This window comes from Ligilactobacillus pobuzihii E100301 = KCTC 13174 (assembly GCF_000349725.1).
GTDB lineage: Bacteria > Bacillota > Bacilli > Lactobacillales > Lactobacillaceae > Ligilactobacillus > Ligilactobacillus pobuzihii.
This window is the reverse complement of the sequence record NZ_KB714697.1, coordinates 22,218-46,102: the sequence shown is the minus strand read 5'-3', so window position 1 is coordinate 46,102 and position 23,885 is coordinate 22,218. Positions and strand designations below refer to the sequence as shown.

The following is a 23,885-nucleotide window of genomic DNA, read 5'->3' as shown; positions in this document are numbered from 1 at the left end:
AGAATTTTTTATCTACGCTATATTAAAAAGGAAATGAGCCTATTAAATAAACTCATTTCCTAAAATTACTGTAATTATGCACGTTTGCTTTTAGTTTTTCCATCCCATTTATCATAACCAGACTTCAAAATATAAATATCATTGTAGCCATTTTTATGCAATTTAGATGCCATTCGCGGCGCAACAGTTTTTGTGTCATCATATAAATAAATTGGCATGTCTTTGCGCAAACTATCTTTAAATAACTTAAATTGAGAAAATGGCATATTCCGAGCACCTAAAATGTGTCCCTTTTTAAAATCGTTAGGTTCACGTACGTCGATCACTTGTGCACGGTGCATTCCTTTTTTAAAATCCTCGTTGCTTACGATAGTTGCATGTCTTTTTCCAATGAAATACGTATAAAATTGACCACCGAACAGCCAAACTAGAATTAAGATCAATACCAAGTTGATCCAACCCATAACTGACAAATTACCTAAAACAAACACTGATAAAACTCCCTTCACTCTTATGCAATACGGTTATTTTTAATTAAACTTTAAAGCTAAAGACGCTGCACCGATCAAACCGGCATCATTACCTAATTCAGCTAAACGCAAATGTGTTGTATTTTTAATAGTTGGAAAAGCAAATTTTTCAAAATAAGTAGCGACTCGCGTCAACAAAAAATCGCCTGCAGCAGAAACACCGCCACCGATCACTATATATTCTGGATTGGTCAAAGCAGCAATGTTAGCACATGCAAAGCCAAGATAATAGCAGACCTCATCAACGACCCTCAAGGCTAAGGTATCATTTTGTTTAGCCAAGTCAAACACATCTTTCGAGGTAATATCTACTCCGTTATCCAAAGATCGTTTTAACTGTGATTCTCCAGCAAACTCTTCGGCCTTATCACGTGCAATGTGGACCACACCAGTTGCTGAGGTATACGTTTCTAAGCAACCATGGCCGCCACAAGTACACAAATAACCATTTGGATGAACATTCATGTGTCCGATCTCACCAGCAGCACCTTGTCCATGTAAAAGTTGACCATTACTAATAACACCACCGCCAACTCCGGTCCCTAAAGTGACAAACACAACTTCATCAGAATTGTTCCCAGCACCTTTCCAGCGCTCTCCTAAAGCAGCGACATTAGCATCATTATCTACTACAAAATTGATACCCGTCCCTTGTTCGATCTCTTTCTTAACATTTTGCGTTGTTTTCCAGTTTAAATTATAAGCACCGATCACCGTACCTGCTTTTAGATCAACTGTCCCTGGTGTACCCATACCAATACCCACAAACTGTTCTTTAGGCATATTGTATATCGCAAGATGATGATTGATCGATTCGATAATATCAGGTACGATATGCGAACCATCGTCCATAATATTAGTTTCAACACTCCATTTTTGTTGAATCTCACCAGCTGTAGTCAAGATCCCAAATTTAATAGTTGTACCACCCAAATCGATTCCGATCAATTTCTTATCCATCAAACTGTTCCTCCTGCTAATTTTTATTTTTTAACTGTTCTCTTTGTTCTTCGATCTTATGTTCACGTTCTAAAACTAATTTTGCTTTAACAAATTCACCCTGATCGATCACATCCGACCCACGTAAATGATCTATTTCCAAGGCCATTAACTCAATATCCCACAAACGTTTCCCTACATAAACAAAGACGCCAAAGCGTTTTAATAATTGTTGAACATCATAAAGAGTTTTCAAAAGAACCATCCTTTCTATTATAGCGGAAATCAATACTGTTTGAAACCGGCTACAGCAAGTATTACATATATTATTGCTAATGCTATTCCAGACAATACTTTTTTATTAGTTGGGATCTGACCAAAATTTGGCACCCCAACAACATAAGCTGTTAAAAACCCAGCCAGAAGACCACCAAGATGTCCAGCAATATCTATTCCAGTAAAACCTAAGCCCAAGTTTAAAATTACTAAAATTAAAAATTGTTTAGCAGTCGCTTTAATATATGGATTTTGTCTAAATGATTCACCTAACATCAAAAAGGCGCCAAACAAGCCAAAAATTGAAGTTGAGGCACCAGCCGAAATACTAGGACTAAAAACAAAACTCGCAATGTTACCGCCTAAACCACTAATTAAATATAATAGCACAAAACGCCACTTACCAAATAAAGCCTCGATTTGTAAACCAATAAAATACAGAGTTACCATATTTAAAACAATATGTTGTAATCCAATATGGATAAACATTGGTGTAAACAAACGCCACCATTGGCCATGGGCGACCAATTGATTAACTTTCGCACCAAATCCAATTAATACCGCAGTATTTTCACTTCCACCAGCAATTGTCATCAATAAATAAACCACAATATTGATAATGATCAAAATGTAAGTTGCAGTAGGTCGCGCCCGTTGTGTCATTTTTTAAACTCTCCTCCATTTTTAGAAAACCACCCTGAAACCGTGAGAATATTGGGGATCTCTTGATCAGTTATTTCAGTTTCCCATTTTGTTTCAGAAAAAAAGCGTGCTGATTCAGCACAACTTACAACTTCGCCCTTGTACTTACCTAAAATGCGATCATAAAATCCCCCACCAAAGCCCAATCTTGCCCCAGCTGCACTAAAAGCTAAACCCGGTACTACCAGTAAATCTAGCTCATTTAGCGAAATTTGAGGTGTTCCAATCACAGGCTCTAAAACTCCGAAATTTGAGCGACCAGCCTCAATTTTTGGAAGAAGTCGACAAAACTGTAGTTGGCGATGGGGTAACGTCCGCGGAACTGCTACTATTTTCCCACTATTTAAAGCAGCCGTGATCAAAGGTTTCGTATCAAATTCATATGGTTCACTTAAGGTCATTCCAACAGTAGTCGCATTTTTCCAAATTTCAGAAGATAATAATTCTTGATAGATGGCTAATTCACCGCCAAGTTTTGACCAGCATTTAGCCTGTAATTTTAATTTATCTAATTGTTGTTTGCGCATGAATTCTTTTGAGAACATTAACAAACTCCTTTTTCTTTATAGAAAAAAAACAACAGGAGCTTTTCCTGTTGTTATTTTGTTTCGCGATGTAATGTAACTTTATGATCACGTGGGCAATACTTCTTCAGCTCGAGGCGATCAGGATTATTACGTTTATTTTTGCTTGACAAGTATGTCCGTTCATGACATTCTGTGCATTCTAATGTAATGTGTACACGCATCTGTTTGACCCTCCAAACTACCTTATCGTATTCAAAAGACACCTTCGCGTCTTCAACGTTAATATAATACCATCTTTTATTAATGATTACCAGTTTTTTTTGCTTTTTGTTAAGTATTTTTCCTTGACAGGTCGGCAAATAATCACTAAAAACGTCATAGCCGTTAAATAAGCTCTAAAATGGTTTTTAGTCCGAAGGTTCATGGCTTCTTACTAATATGTATCCTAACAAACTATTCTTGCGTGAAATATCAAAAACATTTTATACGATCAACTGAACTTAAAAAATTTTTATTATTTTTTCTAATACCTACAACTAGCGAAAAAACGGCAATCATTTCTATAAAAATGATATTATATCATTGTGAAAGCCTTTACAGAGCGAAATAAAGATGTAAAATAGAGTCAGTATCTTAAAGAAAGAGAGTGACCGTATTATGAATAATTTAAAATATCAAGCTAATTTCGGCGATTTCGATGTATATGTTGACGAAAATAATGCATGCGCTTTGAAAAAATACCATCCAGAGGTAGCGGCCGTAGGAGAAGCTTATACACTTTCAGGGCAAGATTTAAAAACACTACTCTTTGAATGTCACAAGGTAAACGAAGTTGAAAATCAAACTGAAAGAAACGAACATAAAATGTTCGTTGAACGTGAGATTTTAGTTTAATTAAAATGTAATCGTTATCGAAAACGTATTCTGAATAAAGCTTAAGAAAAGATTTGTACTTCGGTGCAAATCTTTTTTATTTGCGCAATTTTTTTGTTGTTATAAGATTATCTTTAAGGCACTTTTAAATACTGAAATTCAAAATTAACTGTGTTATTCTTGTTAAGTTGTCATATTCAAAACAACTTATTTGAAACAACTAATTTAAAGCTGGAAGGTTTTTAACTAATGAAATTTAAGATCAACAGTTACATAAAAAAACACCTACTTTTACTCCTTAGTTTTTGGATTCCCGTGGTTTTAATGCTTGGTTACTTTATTTATCGTAAAATGTTTCCTTTTGGAAATAGTAGTTTACTCACGGTCGACATGGGTCAACAATACATTGACTTCTTTTCCTTTTTTAGAAATACTTTACTACATGATCCTAGTAATTTCTTTTATTCTTTTAATAAAGCTATTGGCGGAGAAATGCTCGGGGAATTTGCCTACTATCTTCTCAGCCCTTTCAATCTTTTGTTTCTCTTTTTTCCGGGCAAATCGATCACTGCAGGTGTAATGCTTGTGACTTTGCTTAAATATGGGTGTAGCGGCTATACGTTTGGCCGCTTGCTAAAAAAGCAAAAAGTTCAATCTGGAGCACTGGTCCCTGTCTTTGCAACTATTTATTCGTTAATGGGCTGGGCAATTGCCAATCAACTTAACCTGTTATGGATGGATGCATTAGTTTTTCTACCACTTATCATTAATGCGTTATTGAATTTATTGAAAAAAAGGCACGGAGTCAGTTATTCTTTATGGTTAGGTCTAATGATGATCTCAAACTATTATATGGGTTACATGATCGCACTTTTTTTGGTACTGTTCTTTATTTGGGTCGAAACTGACAGATTCGTGTCAGTCAAGCATTTTTTTAAAGATACTGCACTATTTATTAGCCAATCATTACTTGCTGCTGGAATAGCTTGTCTGGTCTTATTACCTACCCTTTTTTCCTTACAAAGCAGTAAAGGTGAATACACAACAAGTGTGATCCACGCCAAAATCGAATATCCGCCCTTACAAATGTTATCTAAATTATTAGTGGGTTCGTTTGATTTTAAACAAATGTCTACTGGACTTCCAAATATTTTTGTGGGCTCATTCGTACTCTTTGGCTTTCTACTCTTTTTTTTGAACAAAAACGTTAAGTCAAAAACACGGATCGTTTCCTTAGTCATCACAGCTTTTTTAATATTATCGCTGTGTTTTGAGCCATTAGATCTTTTATGGCACGGTATGCAATTTCCAGTCTGGTATCCATACCGTTTCTCATTTGTAGTTAGCTTTTGGATGATCTATTTGGCAGCTATCAATTATCAGCATTCATTAGATGTATCAGCTACTAAAATAGTGCTTCTTGCTCTAATATATGCAGGAATTATTTTTGCTTCCTGGATGAACTTAAAAAAGTTATCATTCGTGTCTAAAGAAACACTGATTTGCTCAACTTTATTTGCCACCGCAACATTAACTCCATTATTGATACATCCTGGCGAGGCCAAGAAAAATCTTTTTAATAAACTGTTGCTTTTATTGTTGGTCGTTGGCGCGGAGATGCTAACCAATGCTGTCTTATCTTTAAACAACATCAGTTACCTTAGTCAAAAAGAATACACTGAACCAACTGCTGCACTCTCAAGTGATAGTCGGTCGTTAAAAGCAATTGATTCCGGCTTATATCGTACTGGACAAACATATTCTCGCACAAAAAATGACGGGATCAACCATGATTTAAACACCGGTTCTTACTTTAGCTCTGCTTTAGAAAAAAGTATCCCTGACTTTTATGGTCAACTTGGGAATCCTGATGGTGACAACTATGTGACGTATTCGAACGGAACTTTGATCAGTGATTCATTGTTAGGAATGAAATATTTTTCTACACCCAAAGAAGCAAGTGAGATCACTGCTAAAGATCAGCAACACAAGGCACTAACTCCCCTAACGATCAGGCCTGAATTACAGCAATATGATCAGATCAGGGATAAGAGTTTGACTAAATTATATGAAAATCCATATGCTGCCACTCTCGGTTATAGTGCTAACTCTGCTTTGAAGAACATTAAGTTGCCAAACAATGATCCGGTAAATTATCAAACGGCTTGGCTTAATGCAGCTACTGGGACTTGGCCGACGACAAAGTATTTTAGATCACAAAACTTTAATGAAGTTGTTTTCCAAAACACAGATAAAACCGTTAATTTAACGGGTTCTCTACTGAAAAAGAAAAATAAAAAAGAACCTGCTCAGGTTATTTTCAAATTTACTCCTAAGACTAACGATCCTTACTATCTAACATTTGGTCCGGGATTAGAAGAGACAAATGTCGAAACATTTACTGGCAGTCATCCAATGTATCATTATGGCACATTTCGTAACAACGTTATTTTAAATGTGGCTGATCATTCAAAAAACACGGAAGTCACGCTGACTGCTAAATTTAAGAAGAATTCCTTATTCTTAGATAACTTCGTTTTGTACCAGTTGGATAGTCAACTAACAAAAGAAAAACTGAAGCAAGTCAAACAAAAATCGTGGCATGTCAAAAAAATCAATAATCGTTATTTAACTGGACAAATAAATATCAACAATAATGATCAAATTTTTGCAACTACGATTCCTTATTCAAAAGGCTGGCAAGTTAAAATCGATGGTAAAAAAGTACCAGCTTTTAAATTGCAAAATTCTTTTATTGGGACGAACATTTCGAAGGGCCATCATACGGTGTCAATGAAGTTTACGCCACCATACCTGTATACTGGTCTTTTAATAACTACCCTGTCGCTTTTATTGTTAGCAATACTTGAAGTGCGCCACTACAAACATTTTCGGGCTAAATAAAAATCAAAGCGAGACAAAAGATGTTTAAAAGACGCTTTATAATGATGATTACATTATTTCGAGTCTTAGCAAGCAAAAGGACTAAAATAGCGTAACCGTTGTTACAGTCATTATTCAACCTTTTGGAATATGTTTTAGGGCCGTCGATCTATCCCATTCAAATGGAATAAATCGACGGCCCTTTTAGAATCATACGGCTAGTTATGTCCCAGATCCATTTTTGCGTTAAAGTTGAATAACTTCACTTGTATCAACCAAATAAATAAATTTTTCGATAGTAGTATTTTCACCTAAGATACTTTGTAAAGCTAAACTATATAAGTTCAGCTGACCACGATATTTTTCAGCTACTTCCCGTGAACGTCCGGCTGCTACATGATCAGTCTTATAGTCAAATAAAAGCGTAGTTTGGTCTTCATCGGTTAAATAACCATCGATAATCCCATGAATCAAAACTGGTTGTTTAATCCCATTAAAACCAGCGAATAACTTACCAGCTGGATATAACATCGCAATCGGTGCTTCTCGTTTCAAATCAGCCTGATTAGACATTATTTTTTGTCCAAGTTTCGAGTGATAGAAGCCAATAATACCGTCAACATTGATTTTTTTCGCTAGCGACTCACTCAATAAACCATCACTTTGCAGTTCTTTGATCACAGTTTCAACAACTTCGCTTGTAACAGGAGCAGTTAATGGCAATTTTTGAAAAACCAGATGAGTAGCTGTCCCTATTTGAGCAGGAGTCACGTCATTTTCTTCCATCATAAATAAAGGTCGGTTAAATCCGTGCTGCAAATAGATAGCTGGCTGATCCTCATTTTTGGCAGTAGTTTGCTGTAGTCGTGGAGAATCTATCTGGTCAATATCTATTTGAGCCATCAAATCATTATCAGGATCTTCAAACAACCGTTTGATGTCGGTTACAGACTGATATGCAGTGGTCCTAGTTAATTGGTCGTTGGGATACTGAAATTCCATCAACTCAGAATATTGTGGTGGCAATTGCCCGCCTTGTGCTTGTCGTTTTGCCCATTGCTGAGCTTTTTCTGTCACTTTATCCTGCTTGGCTCCAATATCCAACTGCAATCTTTGCTTGTCCCAAAATTCAACCTTAAATTTGGCTGGGCTATTTTTTATAATTGATGGTGCTTGTTCTTTTAATTCTGAAATTTTTGCCCTAAGATCATCTTGTGCTTCGTCTAAAAGATCACTACCATTTTCAGTGATCTTAGAATTATCTTCTGATAAAGTAAAACGATGAACATTTTCAGTCGAAAACTCTGACGAACGTATAATCGCTGCACCGATCCAATCTAAATAATTCGAACTGGATTTTTTTCGCCCGGCATCATTTAAAATTAACTGATTTTCATTCACCAAACTTACCCAATTGTTAATGGCTGTTAAAGCATCTTTAGATTCGCCAACAATATAGATTTTTTGTTCTGCTCTGGTAAGAGCGACATAAAGTTTGCGCATTTCTTCCGCAATCGATTTTTGCAGTGTTTTTTCTTTGATAGCATTTTTGACGGGTGTGGGAGTTTTGATCTGAATATCTCGTTCATCTTCAGTCACAGTTTCGACATAATCGATGCCCATACCTAACTTATCATCCAGTACATAAGGCTCGCTTGAAATGAAACGCAAATTAAATTGTTTATGTGCATTGATCAAGAAAACTACTGGATATTCCAATCCCTTACTTTTATGAATAGTCATAAATGAAACAGCATTATTTCTATCTTGAACACTCATTTCTGCTAGATCATGCTCTTTTTCTTGCATCTTTTTTATAAAGCGTACAAACTGAAAAATGCCCTTGTAACTCATCTTTTCATATTCGGCTGCACGTTCATACAACGCATGTAAATTTGCTTGTCGTTGCTTTCCTCCTGGCATTCCACCCGCATAATCAAGAAAACCTGTCCGAGTATAAATCGACCAGATCAACGTCGCTAAATCATTTCTCCTACCGCGGATCCTAAAACTGGTCAAATCATCTAAAAAGCGACAAACTTTATCATAAATTTCTTTAGGTTGCACTTTTATACTTTTTTCTGGCTGTTGACCTTTTTTTTCGAACTGGTAACGAATATCCGTTAATGTTTGGTAAAAATCACCGTGTGGTAGTTGAATACGTAAATATGCCAGCTGATTTTCATCAAATTGGTATAATGGTGAACGTAAAACTGCAACTAATGGAATATCTTGATGCGGGTTATCAATAATTTTTAGCAAAGACATCATAATTTGAATCTCAATAGTTTTGAAATAATTATTAGTATTATCAACATTGACGGGAATCTCAAGATTCTTAAATTCTTCAGCAATCAACAAACTATCTCCATGAGTTGATGCTAAAATCGCAATATCTTGATACTCCAACGCACGCATCTCACCACTATCGCGGTCGAATATCTGTTGGTGGTCTTCATTGATCATTTTTTTGATTCGGTTAGCGACTAAATAAATCTGTCCTTGTTCTTTACTGTCGATCTCAAACGAATTATCGCCCTGGTCATCTTCTTCAGCCTGTTCTTGCTTGGACTCATAGACCAAAATATCGGCTGATAAATGTGCTGTTTGAGCTGGATAACTTTGGTTTCCTGCCTTTAAACTAGCATTTTGGTCATAACTGATCTCACCAATTTTTTCATCCATCAACTGTCTAAATATCAGATTAGTTAAGTCTGCGACATTTTGAACTGAACGGAAATTCTCGGCTAAAATAATCTTTTCGCCTACCTGATCAACAGACAAATTACCGTCTTTTACTTCCGCAAAATCATGGTACTTACGGTTGAACAAAGCAGGATCAGCTTGGCGAAAACGATAAATCGATTGCTTAACATCACCAACCATAAACATATTGCTCGGTTCAGTTTTTTTGATTGCAGTCAATAAAGCCTCTTGAACTCCATTCGTATCTTGGTACTCATCGACCATGATCTCACTATAACGTTTTTGCAACATACCCTTTATTTGACGACTTTCATCAGTCGGTGCTGAAACGATTTGTAAGGCATAATGTTCTAAATCGTTAAAATCAAGTAAATGTCTACGTTTCTTTTCTTTCTGGTACTCATCTCGAAAAGCAAGTACAACTTCAGCAAATTTATCTAATATTTTTTCTGAACGTTGCATTAATGAAATTAATTCAGAACCAGATAATGCAAAATAATCAGGTATCAGATGCTTCGTTAACAAATCACTCGCAAAGTCCTGATATTTTTTCATTTGTTCATTGGTCGAAATAGCTTGATCATTTAAATCGTTTGGTCTAGTTTCGCTAGTCCGTTTAACCAACGACGGTTTACCACTGAAATTACAATTTCGAGCTAATTCCCTAATTTTGTCATATGCAAAATCTGAATTAACAGCATTTAAAAGTCCTTGTAATGTGCTTAATTCCGCAACCTGTTGTTGTTGTTTTTTGTCATATTTCTCAAATCGATCGCGCTTCTTTTTTGCATAGTCTTTTAAATCAGATGAAACTTCACTATTCCAATATTCTTCCATCTCTGGCCGTAAAGTATCGACATACAGATCATTACGCTTTTGAACATTCGTAATAATTTCATTTAACTGTGAAACAATAATCTCTTTGAGAGTGTTTTGCCATATAAAGCTGGCACTCACATCCTCTTGTTCCTGAATTTTGTATGTTTGACTTAAACTCAAGAGCCATTTTTGCGGATCACTAGTCGCGCTGGCAAACTCATCTGCACGCATAACTAACTCAGAAAAATCATCATCATCACGGTCTTTAGCGAAAATTTGTAGTAATTTTTCGAATAATTGAGCATCTTGTCGCTGTGAAATTGTTAATTTATTGTCACTTTGATACGAATCTTCCAGTTTTTGGTAAAAATTTTCACGTACGGTATCCCAAACATCGTCACGGATCAAACTTCTTTCTGTATCATCTGAAATCAAGCGAAAGTCAGGTTCAATATCGCAAGTATAGTAGTATTTTTGAATAAGATGTAAACAAAATGCATGGATCGTACTGATATCAGCTACATTTACTGCCAACAACTGGCGTCTTATCCAATTGATCAGATCAGCTTGATTAGGATCATTAGCTGCAACCAAATCACTTAACTTATTTTGCAACTCTTTAGTTAACCGATCTCGCATTTCCTTGGCCGCTGCTTCTGTAAAAGTTACGATCAGCATCGAAGAAAGATCAACTCGATTATCGACCACTTGCTTCAAAACTCGTTCGATCAATACCTTGGTTTTACCGGAACCAGCTGAAGCAGCAACTAAAACATCGTGGCCTCGATGATTGATGGCTTTAAATTGCCCTGGTGTTGGTGAAAATCCTGTATTTTTTTCATTACTCAATCTTTAGCCTTCCCTTCATTGATCACTTTTTGAATCTCTGCCCAAATCTCATCTTCATCCATCTTAGGTATCTTCCGATAATTATTTTGTTCTAATAATGGATCAAACATAATGATCTCTTGATAATCTGAATAATCTAAGCCTGTGCTATTGTCCAAACGATATGGGGCTAAGTCGATCATCCCTGCAAAAATCCCTTGACGAGCTTCGTCGATTTTCAAATCATTATAAAGTAATAATTCTTTGATTTGGTCGATAGTTAGCAACAAACTTTTAGCAGTACTCGTCTTAAAGTCCTTCTTGCCTTTTACATATTTAACCGGATAATTATTTGATGCCGCCGAATTGCCCGATTGAACTGCTGACTCAACATCTTCATCTAAAGCTAACAAAAATCCGTTTTCTTCTTGTGAGGAATCTTTTCCACGCCGAAAGATCCCCTTATACATGAAGTTTTTGTCTAATTCACTGGCAGGATCTTTACTCTCTTTTTTGATAACAGGATCAAATAAATGCAAGTAAGAAGCACTTCCTAGTTCAGGCTGAACGTTAGCCGCAGTATTCAGAACTGGGATATTAGGCAAAGACGCATTTAACCGCCCTTCTTTAGCAGCTTGTTGCAACGCCCGTAAATAGGTTAATAATTGTAGTGATAAACCATTAAAAGTTCTCAATAAAAAATGATCCATTTTTCGTTCTGGGTCACCAGACTTATAATCGATCACATTATAGTAAGGCTTACCATCCTCTCCCCAGACTAGATCGATTCGATCGATCCGACCACGTAATCTCATTTGACGCAAAGCATGATCATTTTGAGTATCAGAAAAAACTAATGCTGGTAAACCCGCCTGATCACCAAATGAAGTTTCAGTTTTAACCGTATAAATTTTTCTTTTCTTGCGTTGCCGCGCAATGGCATGTACAACTTGCCCCGCAGTATGATTTAACTGGCGTTTAGTATAACGATAACGTGCTGTACTAGAAAAAATATTATTTCCGAACTCTTCTTCAACTTGCTGTAAAGTATCAGTCATCAATTCATCAAATTCGCTACTACTGATTTCTGCGAGCGTTTTACCAGATTTAAGTACGTTTTGGAAAAAATATTCCATCACGGAATGAAAATATTCTCCGGTATCTGCAGGTTGCAATAAGAATTCCTGCCGTGGAAGTAATTTTAGTCCATATTGCAAGAAATATTGATAAGGATCCGCAAAAAAAGTTTCTAATTTAGAGATAGAAGTACTAATTTGGTCACCATATAAAGCTTTAACTATTTCTGACGACAAATATTTATGACCGTCTGATTTATCCGGATCTTTAGGTAAAATATCATTAGAAAATCCTAGACTAGTAAATAGCTGTTTGGTCTTTTTTGGGAACGTTGATAATAAATAACGATATAATCCACGCCATGTTGCATGTAGATCTTGCCCATCGCGAAATGCATCCCGACTAACTGACAATAATTCTCCTAAAGTCGTAGTTTTAGTTCCAATTAAATCGGTGACTTGATCTTCTTTTGGATCAAGTTGTTTTTCAGGATATTGAATCTCTATATGAAACGCATTTTTAATACGTTCAACATATGGTGAAATTCTTAATGCTTGACCTTCTTTATCACTAAGCGGGTAAGTAAAAATTATCCGCGAGTCAACAGACAAAAAGCTGAGATAATTTGCAAAGGGTTCTTCAGCCATTTGGATCTCAGAAGTTTCCGTCAAATATTTTTCTTCATTCGAATCATTTGTCAATTTTTCAAGTTCATTACGGTCAATGTCGGAAAGTAAAGCATTATTTTCAAATGTTCGTGGCATTACCGTGTCGTTAACACCAATAAAAAATAAGATCCGTCGATTTTGCATTTGAACAACGCCACTTTCAGAGAAAATAACTTGGTCCAAAGTTGATGGGACCTGGCTGTATTTAGCATTTTCAAAACCATTTTGAATAATCGCAATAAATTCCTCCAAATTTAATGGTTCATTACCCAACGCAGTTACATACTCGTCAAGCAATGAACATAATGTGTTCCAAACCTCTTCATGCCGTGACACACTACTAATTGAGCCGGTCAAACGTTCTGGGTCATTTTCAAGATCCTTAGCCGCACTAACTTGCCAACCTTGTAAGGTTTGTGGCACACCGATCTCCTCTAAAAAGTTAACCAATTCAATCGCAAATTCGCGTCCACTAGTGACTTTTTTAATTCTTTTGAAAAAAGAACTCAACTGGCGATATACCTCGCGACGTAGTTTATTGACATAACGATTATTGGGTAAATTTGCCTGCCGCTTCTGATGTTCTTCTACTGATTCATTCGGTTGCATACCACAAGTCTCAACGATCCAATCTTCGGAGCTTTTCCACGCAGACCCTGAAAAATAGCCATTTTGCAAGATACAATTTTCTAATAGATCAAGTGTGTTCCGAAAAGTACCTAAGCTCCAATGTGGCTCATTGATTTTTGGCACAAATACTTCTGTTTTTAACAAACGCATAACCGAGCGGTAAGAATAATTTTGTTGCTTAACACTAAAAAGTGCCAAAATAAATTCAACCAATGGATGATTCAACATTGTTTTGTTTAAATCAGTAAAAATCGGAATGTCATACTCGTTCATCACATTTTCTAATAAATTTTGATACTTATCTTGCTGAGGTGTCAAAATCAAAAAATCACGGTAACTAAATTCTTTTGAATACACAAGTTGGCGAATTTTGGCAGCTACATAACGGACCTCACGTACACGGTCAGAGGTTTCCGCCAGTGTAATACTGTCTTTTGAATGTAAAGTATATTTTTTTTGCGGAGAAAAACTTTGAGAATTTAGCCAATATTCCTCCAGACTCTGTAAGTCTTTTGAGACACGTGGTTTTTTAGCCATATCATCGACTAATAATGGCACATTATTTTCACGTGCAACTTGCGTCAGTTCATAATAGATCTTACCTGTTTGATAAAATAAATCACCCGTTTCGGGTCTATGATCAACATACTTATGTTCTAAGATCAGACATACTCGAACTTCGGCAGCTCTTTGCATTAAAACAGAAATTATCTGCTTTTCCTTGGTATTAAAGCTAGTAAAATTGTCGATAATAAAACAAGACCGGCTTAAATCAACTTTTTGTAAATAATTGATCAGTTCGTCCAGGCTATCGGCTGTATCTAAATACTGACCCGTAATATATTTTTCAAATTTAGTAAAAACTAGTGCCATGTCATGCAACCGAGCGGCCAGATCCTTTTGTTCGCCCGACTCACTTACCTGTAATTTCTTAGAATACTCTTCTAAATCAGTTGGTAAAAAGCCGCCTAATTTTAGTTCCATAATTTGCTCAGCTAATTTTTTACTAAACCCCGGACTACTTCTTTCTCGTGTAAAAACATATAATTCTTTCTCATCTAGTTCATGTAAAATATGTGTGATGATCATTGACAAACCTGTAGCTGTTAAACGAGTTTTCGTTAAAGCAGGTTGTTCTTTTAAGAAATACCACATTAAACGACTAAATGAAAATGTTTGTACACTAGCAGAGGCGAACATTTTATTTGTCGCTCCTTGTTGATGACGTAAGTAATCTAACACTGTCACTTCAGACTCAAACTTGATATGGTCTGGGACTATATAAAATGTCTCATCTACTTGGTCTGAGTTTTGCCAATCCTGTAATTGTTTTAATACGATATCCTGCCGGTCATAGCCGGCTTTTCCATATATAAAACCTAAACTCATTTATAATACCCCCTTACACATTAAATAAAATAACTGTGTACCATTATTTGACTAGGTTCTAAAACCATCCTAGTAAAAAAGGACTCGAATGTCAGAGACACACGAATCCTACGAGATATACTCAATTAATATCTCATCAAGCTCAAAATATCGTAATCTTTAATTTTATCTCTACCATTTAGTTCGCTGAGTTCGATCAAGAAAGCACAACCAACAACTTCACCACCGAGTTGTTCAACTAAGTCAGTAGTTGCTCCAATTGTACCCCCTGTTGCTAATAAATCATCAACAACTAAAACCTTTTGGCCAGGTAAAACCGCATCGTCATGCATGTATAGTGCTGATTCTCCATATTCCAAGTCGTATGAAGCCTTTACTGTTTTGCGAGGAAGTTTGCCTTTCTTACGTGCAGGTGCAAAACCCACACCTAATTCATACGCAACTGGACAACCAACAATAAAGCCACGTGCTTCCGGCCCCACGATCATTTGTACACCCTTATCCTTAGCAAACTGAACAATTTGATCAGTCGCTTGATGATAAGCTTCACCATCAGCCATTAACGGTGAAATATCGCGAAAAACGATCCCTTTTTCTGGATAATCCGGAATACTTGCAATATAGTTATTTAAGTCTAAAGCCATTAAACCTTCTCCTTTAATATACGCTAACATCAAATAGACTGTTCTTTGACCCATTTAATTAAGTCAGCGCTCTTACTATGCAGTAGGATCTGTTGAGTCCTGATCTGCAGTCTGCGAGAGTGATAACTGGAAGTCTCCTGCAAATTAACACGTTGAGTACCGGGGACGCCTGTAACCAATCCATTCTCTATTCTAACAAATCCCACCTCAAAAAACACCTGAAACATAAAAATCAATAGTTCTTTTGTTAAACCTAAATGTTTAGCGATCTGTTCACCATCACGAGAAACGTTTAAATCCTTGTGTGACAAAACAAATCGATAAAGATTACCAAACTGTTTTCTATCCGGCATTCCGTGCTGATATACATCATTTTTATGGTAAAACACCAAATGTATACGCTCAGCATCCACTTTATTTAATGAATTTTGTAAATCTCGTAGGTTTTTTGGACAATCGATCAAAAAAAGATCAGTCGTTTGAATTTTTTGTTCCTGAACCGGTAAAATTACTGCTTTCGCATCGGATGGTAAATATTTTTTTACTTGAGACAATATATTTTTTTCAAAAAAAGCGTAAACACCTGGACGTTTGAACAGATCAACAGTCAATTTACTAACACGTTGATCAAAAACCTTTAATCTAGTCCCGAACTCTTGCTGGTTTTCTTGTTTTTGTTCTAATTTCAAATCATCGATTTTAATTTGCAAAGAAGTCTTGTTCTGCCAAATATTCTTATCAGGATAACCCACAAATTCAACCTCAGCTGGATCTTGTAAAATCTGTGCCAGTTTATCTTGAGCTATCCCAAAAAATACCGCAGATATTAAATCACCCTTGGTAGTTTTTAAAGTTAGCCGAAGATGATTATTGCCCTTGCCCATTGGCTTTGCTGTCTTGATTTTATAATTAGTAAATGCAAACAATGGTTTTTCATTGTCCTGACCAAACGGTGCCAGCATTTCGATCGTGTCTAAGTTACTCAAGTCAAAATTTGTCAGATCTATCTGACCAGCAATCTCAAGTGTTGGTTGAGGTGCAGTGCTAATATCTTGTTTATCAGCTTCAATATCCAAAATCGTCTGGATTTCAGATCGTTTTTCGGTTGAAATCGTTAATCCACAAGCCATATGATGACCACCAAACGAAAGTAGCTGGTCACGGTGTCCATCCAAGGCACTAAACAAATTAAATGCTTCTATCGACCTTCCTGAACCCTTAGCTGCTCCAGTTGTCTCGTCGGCGTTTAAAACCAGTGTCGGTTTGCCAGTAGCTTCAACCACTCGACTAGCAACGATCCCCAAAACACCCTCATGCCAATTTTGACCGACTATCAAATTAACAGCATGATCTTGCTCTTGTTTTTCAACCATTTTTAAGGCTTCAGTTGTAATTTGATTAACTAATTCTTGACGCCGGACGTTTAGTTGCTGGATATGGCTTGCAATTTCTTTGGCACGTTGCTCGTCAAAGGTTGTCAATAATTCAACCCCAGGAGAACCATTTTTCATTCGTCCCAAAGCATTAAGCCGTGGAGCTATACCAAAACCAATCGTTTCAGAAGTGATCTTTTCTTGGTTAATACCTGCCTCTTGATAAAGGCTTAACAAACCGATTCTTTCAGTATTTTGTAAAACTTTTAAACCAGTGCTGACAATTACTCGATTTTCATCTGTCAGTGAAACTATATCTGCCACAGTACCGATTGCGGCCAAATCAAGCATTTCTGATGGGATCTCCTCTAATAAAGCAGAAGCCGTTTTAAAGGCTACACCCGCTCCTGACAATTCACCAAATGGATAATCTCCATCTGGGTGACGCGGATGAATGATCGCATATGCATTGGGCAATTCTGCAGGCATTTCATGATGATCAGTGATAACCACATCCACGCCTTGTTCTTGCGCATACTGAACTGCTTTTAGCCCAGAAACACCATTATCGACTGTGACGATCAAAGATGTTCCTTGACTGATCAATTGTTTATACACTTCGACATTAGGCCCATAACCATCTTTAAAACGGTCAGGTATGTAGTAACGTACATCTGCACCTAACTGCAACAAAGCTTCGTACATGATCGAAGTACTTGTAAGCCCGTCAGCATCGTAGTCACCATAAACAGCGATCTTTTCCCCTAGCATAATTGCTTTTTTTATTCTTTCACATCCCTTTTCCATATCATGTAATAAGAAAGGGTCAGCGAGCATTTCCAATTTAGGGTTTAAAAATTGATTGATCTTGTCGACAGTATCAAATCCACGATTAAACAAAATAGAGACCACTAACTTAGGAGTTTTAGTTTCTTTTGCTAGTTCGTCTACTTTTTTGGTGTCAGTATTATTGACAAAATTCCATCGATTGCGAGATGAGAACAAGAAATCACTCCTCATGTTGTTTTAAATTTTGATTTGTTGAATCTTCTTTTTGCGCTTCTTCTTGCAAATCTACCTCTGAATTTTCGTTTTCTGGTTGCCGCTTCATTGCCTTATTAGCAGCAAGTTGTTTCTTTAAACTCTTGATCTCTCTTTTTTGTTTCCAGTTAGCGGAAGTTGAAAGTAATACAACGATCAAGGCACCGATCAAAATTGAAATAACTAAAATTACTACTAAAGGCATCGTCACTTTAGTAAAACCAAAATTAACTGTGACAGCTTGTGAGTTCATCCAAGAAAAAAGCACTGCGATCAATAACAAAACTATCGCGCCAACCATTGTCCATTGTTTTTTCATAAAACAAAGACCTCCTATTTTTTATTAAACAAAGTACTTGTCAAAAAATCACCAACACGTGGAAAGAGCTGATAAGCATGGTACGCGGCTTCCATCACTAATGGGCGATTCAATTCCCGTTTACCAGTACCGATCGTATTAACAATTTTAGCAGCCAAAATCTCAGGATCTAAAACAAAAGAAGAAATATTATCTAAATAATGCCCTGTCCGATCAGCAAAATCAAAGAAATGTGTCTGAACTGGTCCAGGATTAACTGTTAAAACAGAGATCCCCAATTCTTTAACTTCCAAACGCAATGCATTTGAGTATGCTAAAACAGCAGCTTTACTTGCTGAATAAACTGCAGATTTAGGTGTTTGGATCTTAGCGGCGATCGAAGCAACATTAATAATTGCACCTCGTTGACGCTCAGCCATCTGTAATGCAGTATATTTTGTCAGATACATCATACCTAAAACATTTACTCTAAACATCTTCTCAGCAATATCCATTGGAAAATCAACTGCATTTTCCATCAAGCCAAAGCCGGCATTATTAACTAAAACATCGATAGGTCCCACAGAACTTTCAACTTCGTTAACAACATGTTCAATTTGCGCAGGATCAGAAACATCTAATTCATAGGCCAATGACAAACGACCCGAAAGTTTACGACAGACCTCTGCAACTTTTTCTAATTTATCCTTTCGTCGAGCACAGACAATGACGATTGCTTTTTTTAAAGCAGCTTGGTAAGCAACTTGTTCACCCAAGCCAGAAGAAGCACCAGTCACTAAGACGATCCGGTTCCTTAAACTTTTCAATTCTTGATATCCTGTCATTTCGCTCCACCTCTATTTTCTTGAAAAGGAATTTTGATCACATCGAAATCCTTAACGACCTTAGTCCGTTTAAACACTTCTTGTGCATCATGTTGTAATGTTTTCACCATTTGACCAACATAACGGGCAGAAATATGTGTCAATAACAAGTGTTTTACGTTGGCTTTCTTAGCAACTTGGGCCGCCTGCACACATGTTGAATGATAATATGAATGTGCAAGTTTAGCCTCACCTTTCCCATACGTGCTTTCATGAACCAAAACATCCGCATTTTCAGCTAATTTCGCCACATTCGGAGTAGACCGTGTGTCACCTAAAATTGTCACGATCCGACCTTTTTTAGCAGGTCCAATAAAATCATTACCATTAATTTCTCGCCCATCGGCTAAAGTAACTGTTTGACCTGCTTTAAGTTTGCCATAAATTGGACCTGCAGGAATCCGTAATTCCTTGAGTTTTTCAACTTGTAACTCACCCGGATAATCTTTTTCTTCGATCCGATAACCCAGACAAGGTATCCTGTGCTCTAAATATCTAAAGCTTACCTTGAAACGCTCATCTTCAAAAATCGTGCCTTCGGCATCCAATTCAACAAAATTCAATTTATACGCAAGCTTACTCCGTGAAACTCGTAAGCTAGTTCTAACAAAATCTTCTACACCCACTGGTCCGTATATAGTCAATGGACTTGGTTCTTCTCCATTTTGAAAAGAACGACTACTCAAGAAACCGGGTAAACCAAAAATATGATCACCATGTAAATGAGTAATAAAAATTTTCGTTATTTTACGTGGTCTGATAGTGGTCCGCAAAATTTGATGTTGTGTAGCTTCACCACAATCAAATAGCCAAACCTCATTGATCTCTGGTAACAGTTTAAGTGCAGTCGCAGTAACATTGCGAAATTTACCTGGTGAACCAGCACCAGTGCCTAAAAATTCAATCTTCATATTTAAAATATCCTATCTAGTTGTAATTTTAACGAATTTGGTGCAATTTTTGGTATCAAGAGCACTTTTCGCGTCATTTATTTAATAATTTTTGTCATAATAGTCAAAATGATTTAACTAACCGCATTCCATTTTATCATTATATGACGACTATTAAAATAAATTTTGCACCCTTTAAAGCGATATCGCACAATAATAAACTAAAAAACCTTTGTATATATATACGCAAAAACTAAGAAATTCAACTACATTTTAAATCATTTTATTTTTTATTGTAAAATGACTGCCTGATGACTTTATTACTACACGATTCTTTTTTACCCTGCATAAACTTGCTATAATAAAATTATTGGTAAAAAGGAATGATAATTATGCGTGTTGGTGATTTTCAGAGTTGCACTTTTAACTTAGAAAATAATTTAAAACTTTATCTTGAAGACAATGGCCAATTGTTCGCTTTATCTTTTTTGCACCGTTCTGAGTCTCAAGTTAATTTAGTCGTGGGGGCAGAGCCACTTAGTTTGGCTGACACTTTATATGGACTCAAATTTTGTCAACCAGATGCAGATCTGACCATTGACAACTTGGGTAAGATCCAGCCAGTTTTTGGTTTCCGCAGAGTGCAAGATCAATTATATCTGCGCTGATTTTTGTTACTCGAATACAAAAAAGCAAGGGAGTTTTGCCCTTGCTTTTTTGCTATTTTAATAGTGCCTGTGCAACATAATTTCCAAAATAAGGTAATCCATTTGGACTTGGATGAACATTGTCCGAATAGAACCACTCGGGATGGTCTTTACTATATGAATACCAGTCGATCACCGTTAAATTAGAATATTTCTTTTGTTCCTTTGCTAAAGCTTGATTAACTTGATCCTGCCATCTTTGCGTTGGAACATTAACATTGATCCAATAAACCTTACGCTTAGGTCCGACTACATCCATGATCTGTTTCATATCAGATTCTGTAAATGGCCCATTTGTCCCTAAACTGATCAAAACAGTATTAGACAATTTACCATTTTGGGCAAGTGAATTTAAAATCGGTAAAGCATCATGAACCTGCCGGCCAACTTTTGCATCGACGTACATTTGCGGGAAAATATCCTGCATTGTCGATGAGCCGTCAGCTAAGACCGAATCGCCAACAGCTGTGATAGACATCTTCTTGGCTTGTGCTTGTTGCGCAGCCGTTAACTTTCCATCCTGTTTTTCATTGTCTTTAGTAGGCGTTTTTTCAGACGAACTTGTTGCTTCGCCCTCATCCACTGTCTTAGTTGGTTTTTCCTTTTTTTCAGTAGTTTTATTTTGCTTTTTAGCTTGTTTATTATTACTTTTGATCACTTTTTGCAAAGCATTAGAATCACTATCTGAAACACTGGCACGTGGTGGTTTTTCGACTGCACCCCAGGTTGCAGTAACTAAGACCAAAGTTGCAATTACAGCCCAGATCCTTTTCCAACCGTAAGAGGAATCTTTTGAACATAGATCTTTGATCACTGCAAAAGTCCGTGAATAATTAAAATGCTGTAATGGCAGCTCCAAGAACCGATAAGAAAAATCACTAACGATCAAGATCAATGTGATCTCGATCAATGCATGAAGCCAGGGATGGTTTGCCACATTAGCAATTTTTTGTTCATAAAAAATCATTATTGGATACTGATATAAATAGATCCCATAACTTCTCTTTCCGATCCAAGTAAACAACCGGTTAGTCATCAGGCGATCCATATCCGCACCAGGATGTGCGATAGTCGCGATCAAAATGACTGACAGTAAAGAAAAGAGGAACATTCCACCTAAATAAACTAGTTCGCTTTCTCCATCCATTTTGAAAAACAACAAAATGATCAAGAACAACGTTCCCAAGCCCACTCCATCTAAGAAGAGCCGAGGGCCTTTTGGCAAATTAGTCTTAAGCTTATTACTCGGCCATAAAAATGCCAAGGCAGCTCCCAATAAGATCGAGAACATCCGCGTATCTGTTCCATAATAAACACGCGATGGATCTTGTCCTGGCTTAAACAAGATGATCATTAACAAGGCCGAAACAAAGGCTGCAATCAACAAAATGTCAAAATTTGTCTGCTTTGAACGAAAAAAACGTAACATTAACAAAATCACAACCGGCCACAATAAATAAAATTGTCCTTCGATCGATAACGACCACAAATGAGTAAACGGTGATTGATTTCCAAACTTATCAAAATATGATTCATGATTGGCTACTTGAAACCAATTATAAACATAAAAGACATTACTAACGATCACACTACGTAACTTGTCTAAGGAATCTCTCGCAAACAAGGTCACGAACGCTGCCGTCGTCATTACCATTGTGATCAAGGCCGGGTACAGTCGTTTCATCCGCCTGTAATAAAAAGACTTAATGTCAATTCGATGATTCTGGTCGTATTCTTGGATCAACAAGTCGGTGATCAGGTAACCAGAAACCACAAAAAATATTGGTACTCCTAAAAAACCACCCGTCATCCCATAAGGAAATAGATGATATAAAATGACACCGATGACCGCGATCGTTCGAATGCCATCAAAACCTGAAATATATCTGCTTTTTTTTAATCTTTTTTCCATCAAAATCCCGTCCGTTAAAAATTCTAAGGATACATGGCCAACTTATATGTACAACTATTTCGAAAAAAGATCATCTTATCTAATGATGTAATTTTCAAAATAGTGTTCATGTTGTCACTACTCTACAAATTCAAATGTAAACTTACCTATTTGCACAACATCACCGCTCTTAGCACCACGTGCGCGCAGCTCATCATCAACACCCATTGCACGCATTTGTCGTGCGAAGCGCATTACACTTTCATCATGTTCAAGGTTAGTCATCTGGAATAATCGTTCCAGTTTTTCACCACCTAAGATCCAAGTTGAATCTGGGGCACGTTTCAAGGTAAACGGTTTTTCTTCAGGCTTATAAGTATAAACTACCTTATCATCTGCCGTTTGACCTGTTGTTATTTCGAACTTCGGAGTTTTTTCTAGTAAGTCTGCTGTTTGAGCAACTAAACCCTGTAAATTAGCGTGCGTAATTGCAGAAACTGGAATTATTTTTGGAACTGCGTCCAAAGTCGTATCTTCAACTAATTTTTCTTTGAATTTCTCTAAATTTTCTTGCGCATCAGGCAGATCCATTTTACTAGCCGCAACAATTTGTGGTCGCTTAAGTAAATCTGGGTCATATTTTGCCAATTCCTGATTGATCTTCTCAAAATCAGCGAAGGGATCCCGTCCTTCAATACCGGACATATCGACAACATGAATGATCACTCGTGTCCGTTCAACGTGTCGGAGAAATTGAATACCTAGCCCAACACCATTTGAAGCACCTTCGATCAATCCAGGTAAATCTGCCATGACAAAATCACGGCCATCATCTAATTGAACCATTCCCAAGTTAGGAACAAGCGTCGTAAAGTGGTATTCAGCAATTTTAGGTTTAGCACTAGTTAGGACCGAAAGCAAAGTTGATTTTCCAACTGATGGAAAACCTACCAGACCAACATCAGCCAGTACTTTTAATTCAAGTTGTAAGTTTCTTTCTTCCCCAGGTTCACCATTTTCTGCAATTTCGGGTGCTGGATTTTTGGGTGAAGCAAATTTGATATTACCGCGGCCACCACGACCACCAGCAGCAACTACGAGCTCTTGACCATTTTCAGTCAAATCACCTAAAATTTCGCCAGTGTCTAAATCATGTACAGTCGTTCCCTCAGGAACAGCAACATATAAATTATCAGCTTTACGACCATACATTCCTTTGATCATTCCGTTTTGACCCGCCTTTGATTTAAAGATCCGGTGATAGCGAAAATCCATCAGAGTACGTAGTCCTTCATCGACACGTAAGATAA

The 23,885-nt window shown here is 36.8% G+C and carries 18 protein-coding genes; 3 read left to right on the top strand and 15 right to left on the bottom strand.

Annotation, left to right across the window (positions count from 1 at the left end):
- Nucleotides 1–74: 74 nt before the first annotated feature.
- The 6 genes from LACPOB_RS0106505 to rpmG all read right to left on the bottom strand — a co-directional run bounded on the left by LACPOB_RS0106505 (nucleotide 75) and on the right by rpmG (nucleotide 3,195).
- A complete protein-coding gene (locus LACPOB_RS0106505; protein WP_040532955.1) occupies nucleotides 75–464 on the bottom strand; it encodes a rhodanese-like domain-containing protein in 390 nt (129 codons plus the stop codon).
- 66 nt (nucleotides 465–530) lie between these two features.
- On the bottom strand, nucleotides 531–1,490 hold the full coding sequence (locus LACPOB_RS0106500; RefSeq protein ID WP_017868021.1) for an ROK family glucokinase: 960 nt from the start codon (nucleotides 1,488–1,490) through the stop codon (nucleotides 531–533).
- A 16-nt stretch (nucleotides 1,491–1,506) separates the two neighbouring features.
- Entirely contained in the window at nucleotides 1,507–1,725 is a 219-nt protein-coding gene (locus LACPOB_RS0106495; protein ID WP_017868020.1) for a YqgQ family protein, read from the bottom strand.
- Nucleotides 1,726–1,754: 29 nt separating this feature from the next.
- Entirely contained in the window at nucleotides 1,755–2,408 is a 654-nt protein-coding gene (locus LACPOB_RS0106490; protein WP_017868019.1) for a rhomboid family intramembrane serine protease, read from the bottom strand.
- A complete protein-coding gene (locus LACPOB_RS11870; RefSeq protein WP_017868018.1) occupies nucleotides 2,405–2,992 on the bottom strand; it encodes a 5-formyltetrahydrofolate cyclo-ligase in 588 nt (195 codons plus the stop codon). The genes LACPOB_RS0106490 and LACPOB_RS11870 overlap by 4 nt, the downstream gene beginning before the upstream one ends.
- A gap of 53 nt (nucleotides 2,993–3,045) precedes the next feature.
- Entirely contained in the window at nucleotides 3,046–3,195 is a 150-nt protein-coding gene (gene rpmG / locus LACPOB_RS12470) for a 50S ribosomal protein L33 (protein WP_010496280.1), read from the bottom strand.
- A gap of 436 nt (nucleotides 3,196–3,631) precedes the next feature.
- On the opposite strand from rpmG, the gene LACPOB_RS0106480 reads away from it, so the two are divergent.
- Together LACPOB_RS0106480 and LACPOB_RS0106475 are read left to right on the top strand one after the other, a co-directional pair.
- Nucleotides 3,632–3,868, top strand: a complete 237-nt coding sequence (locus LACPOB_RS0106480) for a hypothetical protein (RefSeq protein ID WP_017868017.1) — start codon at nucleotides 3,632–3,634, stop codon at nucleotides 3,866–3,868.
- 228 nt (nucleotides 3,869–4,096) lie between these two features.
- Nucleotides 4,097–6,751, top strand: coding sequence for a YfhO family protein (locus tag LACPOB_RS0106475; RefSeq protein WP_017868016.1), 2,655 nt, complete (start codon nucleotides 4,097–4,099; stop codon nucleotides 6,749–6,751).
- Between the two features lie 225 nt (nucleotides 6,752–6,976).
- On the opposite strand, the gene addA is transcribed toward LACPOB_RS0106475, so the two are convergent.
- The 7 genes from addA to rnz all read right to left on the bottom strand — a co-directional run bounded on the left by addA (nucleotide 6,977) and on the right by rnz (nucleotide 19,998).
- Entirely contained in the window at nucleotides 6,977–11,104 is a 4,128-nt protein-coding gene (addA, locus tag LACPOB_RS0106470; protein ID WP_017868015.1) for a helicase-exonuclease AddAB subunit AddA, read from the bottom strand.
- Complete coding sequence (locus LACPOB_RS0106465; protein ID WP_017868014.1) at nucleotides 11,101–14,847, bottom strand: PD-(D/E)XK nuclease family protein; 3,747 nt, start codon at nucleotides 14,845–14,847, stop codon at nucleotides 11,101–11,103. Before LACPOB_RS0106465 ends, addA begins: the two co-directional genes overlap by 4 nt.
- Before the next feature lie 125 nt (nucleotides 14,848–14,972).
- Nucleotides 14,973–15,491, bottom strand: coding sequence for an adenine phosphoribosyltransferase (locus LACPOB_RS0106460; protein WP_017868013.1), 519 nt, complete (start codon nucleotides 15,489–15,491; stop codon nucleotides 14,973–14,975).
- Nucleotides 15,492–15,520: 29 nt separating this feature from the next.
- On the bottom strand, nucleotides 15,521–17,869 hold the full coding sequence (gene recJ, locus LACPOB_RS0106455) for a single-stranded-DNA-specific exonuclease RecJ (RefSeq protein WP_017868012.1): 2,349 nt from the start codon (nucleotides 17,867–17,869) through the stop codon (nucleotides 15,521–15,523).
- A 4-nt stretch (nucleotides 17,870–17,873) separates the two neighbouring features.
- Nucleotides 17,874–18,224 (bottom strand): LapA family protein, encoded by a 351-nt coding sequence (locus LACPOB_RS0106450; protein WP_017868011.1) that lies wholly within the window; start codon nucleotides 18,222–18,224, stop codon nucleotides 17,874–17,876.
- Between the two features lie 14 nt (nucleotides 18,225–18,238).
- Nucleotides 18,239–19,048 (bottom strand): SDR family NAD(P)-dependent oxidoreductase, encoded by an 810-nt coding sequence (locus tag LACPOB_RS0106445; protein ID WP_017868010.1) that lies wholly within the window; start codon nucleotides 19,046–19,048, stop codon nucleotides 18,239–18,241.
- On the bottom strand, nucleotides 19,045–19,998 hold the full coding sequence (gene rnz / locus LACPOB_RS0106440) for a ribonuclease Z (RefSeq protein WP_017868009.1): 954 nt from the start codon (nucleotides 19,996–19,998) through the stop codon (nucleotides 19,045–19,047). The genes LACPOB_RS0106445 and rnz overlap by 4 nt, the downstream gene beginning before the upstream one ends.
- 371 nt (nucleotides 19,999–20,369) lie before the next feature.
- Here rnz and LACPOB_RS0106435 point away from each other — a divergent pair, with 371 nt between their 5' ends.
- Nucleotides 20,370–20,645 (top strand): hypothetical protein, encoded by a 276-nt coding sequence (locus LACPOB_RS0106435; RefSeq protein WP_017868008.1) that lies wholly within the window; start codon nucleotides 20,370–20,372, stop codon nucleotides 20,643–20,645.
- Between the two features lie 52 nt (nucleotides 20,646–20,697).
- Here LACPOB_RS0106435 and LACPOB_RS0106430 read toward each other — a convergent pair whose 3' ends face one another.
- Both LACPOB_RS0106430 and obgE read right to left on the bottom strand, forming a co-directional pair.
- Nucleotides 20,698–22,596, bottom strand: a complete 1,899-nt coding sequence (locus tag LACPOB_RS0106430) for an acyltransferase family protein (protein WP_017868007.1) — start codon at nucleotides 22,594–22,596, stop codon at nucleotides 20,698–20,700.
- Between the two features lie 117 nt (nucleotides 22,597–22,713).
- On the bottom strand, nucleotides 22,714–23,885 hold a 1,172-nt coding region (obgE, locus tag LACPOB_RS11865), incomplete at its 5' end, for a GTPase ObgE (RefSeq protein WP_017868006.1).

What these genes read in the sequence shown, in the direction of transcription:
- LACPOB_RS0106505 (WP_040532955.1), bottom strand. Translation starts at nt 464, where the DNA reads ATGGGTTGGATCAACTTGGTATTGATCTTAATTCTAGTTTGGCTGTTC.
- LACPOB_RS0106500 (WP_017868021.1), bottom strand. Translation starts at nt 1,490, where the DNA reads ATGGATAAGAAATTGATCGGAATCGATTTGGGTGGTACAACTATTAAA.
- LACPOB_RS0106490 (WP_017868019.1), bottom strand. Translation starts at nt 2,408, where the DNA reads ATGACACAACGGGCGCGACCTACTGCAACTTACATTTTGATCATTATC.
- LACPOB_RS11870 (WP_017868018.1), bottom strand. Translation starts at nt 2,992, where the DNA reads ATGTTCTCAAAAGAATTCATGCGCAAACAACAATTAGATAAATTAAAA.
- rpmG (WP_010496280.1), bottom strand. Translation starts at nt 3,195, where the DNA reads ATGCGTGTACACATTACATTAGAATGCACAGAATGTCATGAACGGACA.
- LACPOB_RS0106480 (WP_017868017.1), top strand. Translation starts at nt 3,632, where the DNA reads ATGAATAATTTAAAATATCAAGCTAATTTCGGCGATTTCGATGTATAT.
- LACPOB_RS0106475 (WP_017868016.1), top strand. Translation starts at nt 4,097, where the DNA reads ATGAAATTTAAGATCAACAGTTACATAAAAAAACACCTACTTTTACTC.
- LACPOB_RS0106465 (WP_017868014.1), bottom strand. Translation starts at nt 14,847, where the DNA reads ATGAGTTTAGGTTTTATATATGGAAAAGCCGGCTATGACCGGCAGGAT.
- LACPOB_RS0106460 (WP_017868013.1), bottom strand. Translation starts at nt 15,491, where the DNA reads ATGGCTTTAGACTTAAATAACTATATTGCAAGTATTCCGGATTATCCA.
- LACPOB_RS0106450 (WP_017868011.1), bottom strand. Translation starts at nt 18,224, where the DNA reads ATGAAAAAACAATGGACAATGGTTGGCGCGATAGTTTTGTTATTGATC.
- LACPOB_RS0106445 (WP_017868010.1), bottom strand. Translation starts at nt 19,048, where the DNA reads ATGACAGGATATCAAGAATTGAAAAGTTTAAGGAACCGGATCGTCTTA.
- rnz (WP_017868009.1), bottom strand. Translation starts at nt 19,998, where the DNA reads ATGAAGATTGAATTTTTAGGCACTGGTGCTGGTTCACCAGGTAAATTT.
- LACPOB_RS0106435 (WP_017868008.1), top strand. Translation starts at nt 20,370, where the DNA reads ATGCGTGTTGGTGATTTTCAGAGTTGCACTTTTAACTTAGAAAATAAT.
- LACPOB_RS0106430 (WP_017868007.1), bottom strand. Translation starts at nt 22,596, where the DNA reads ATGGAAAAAAGATTAAAAAAAAGCAGATATATTTCAGGTTTTGATGGC.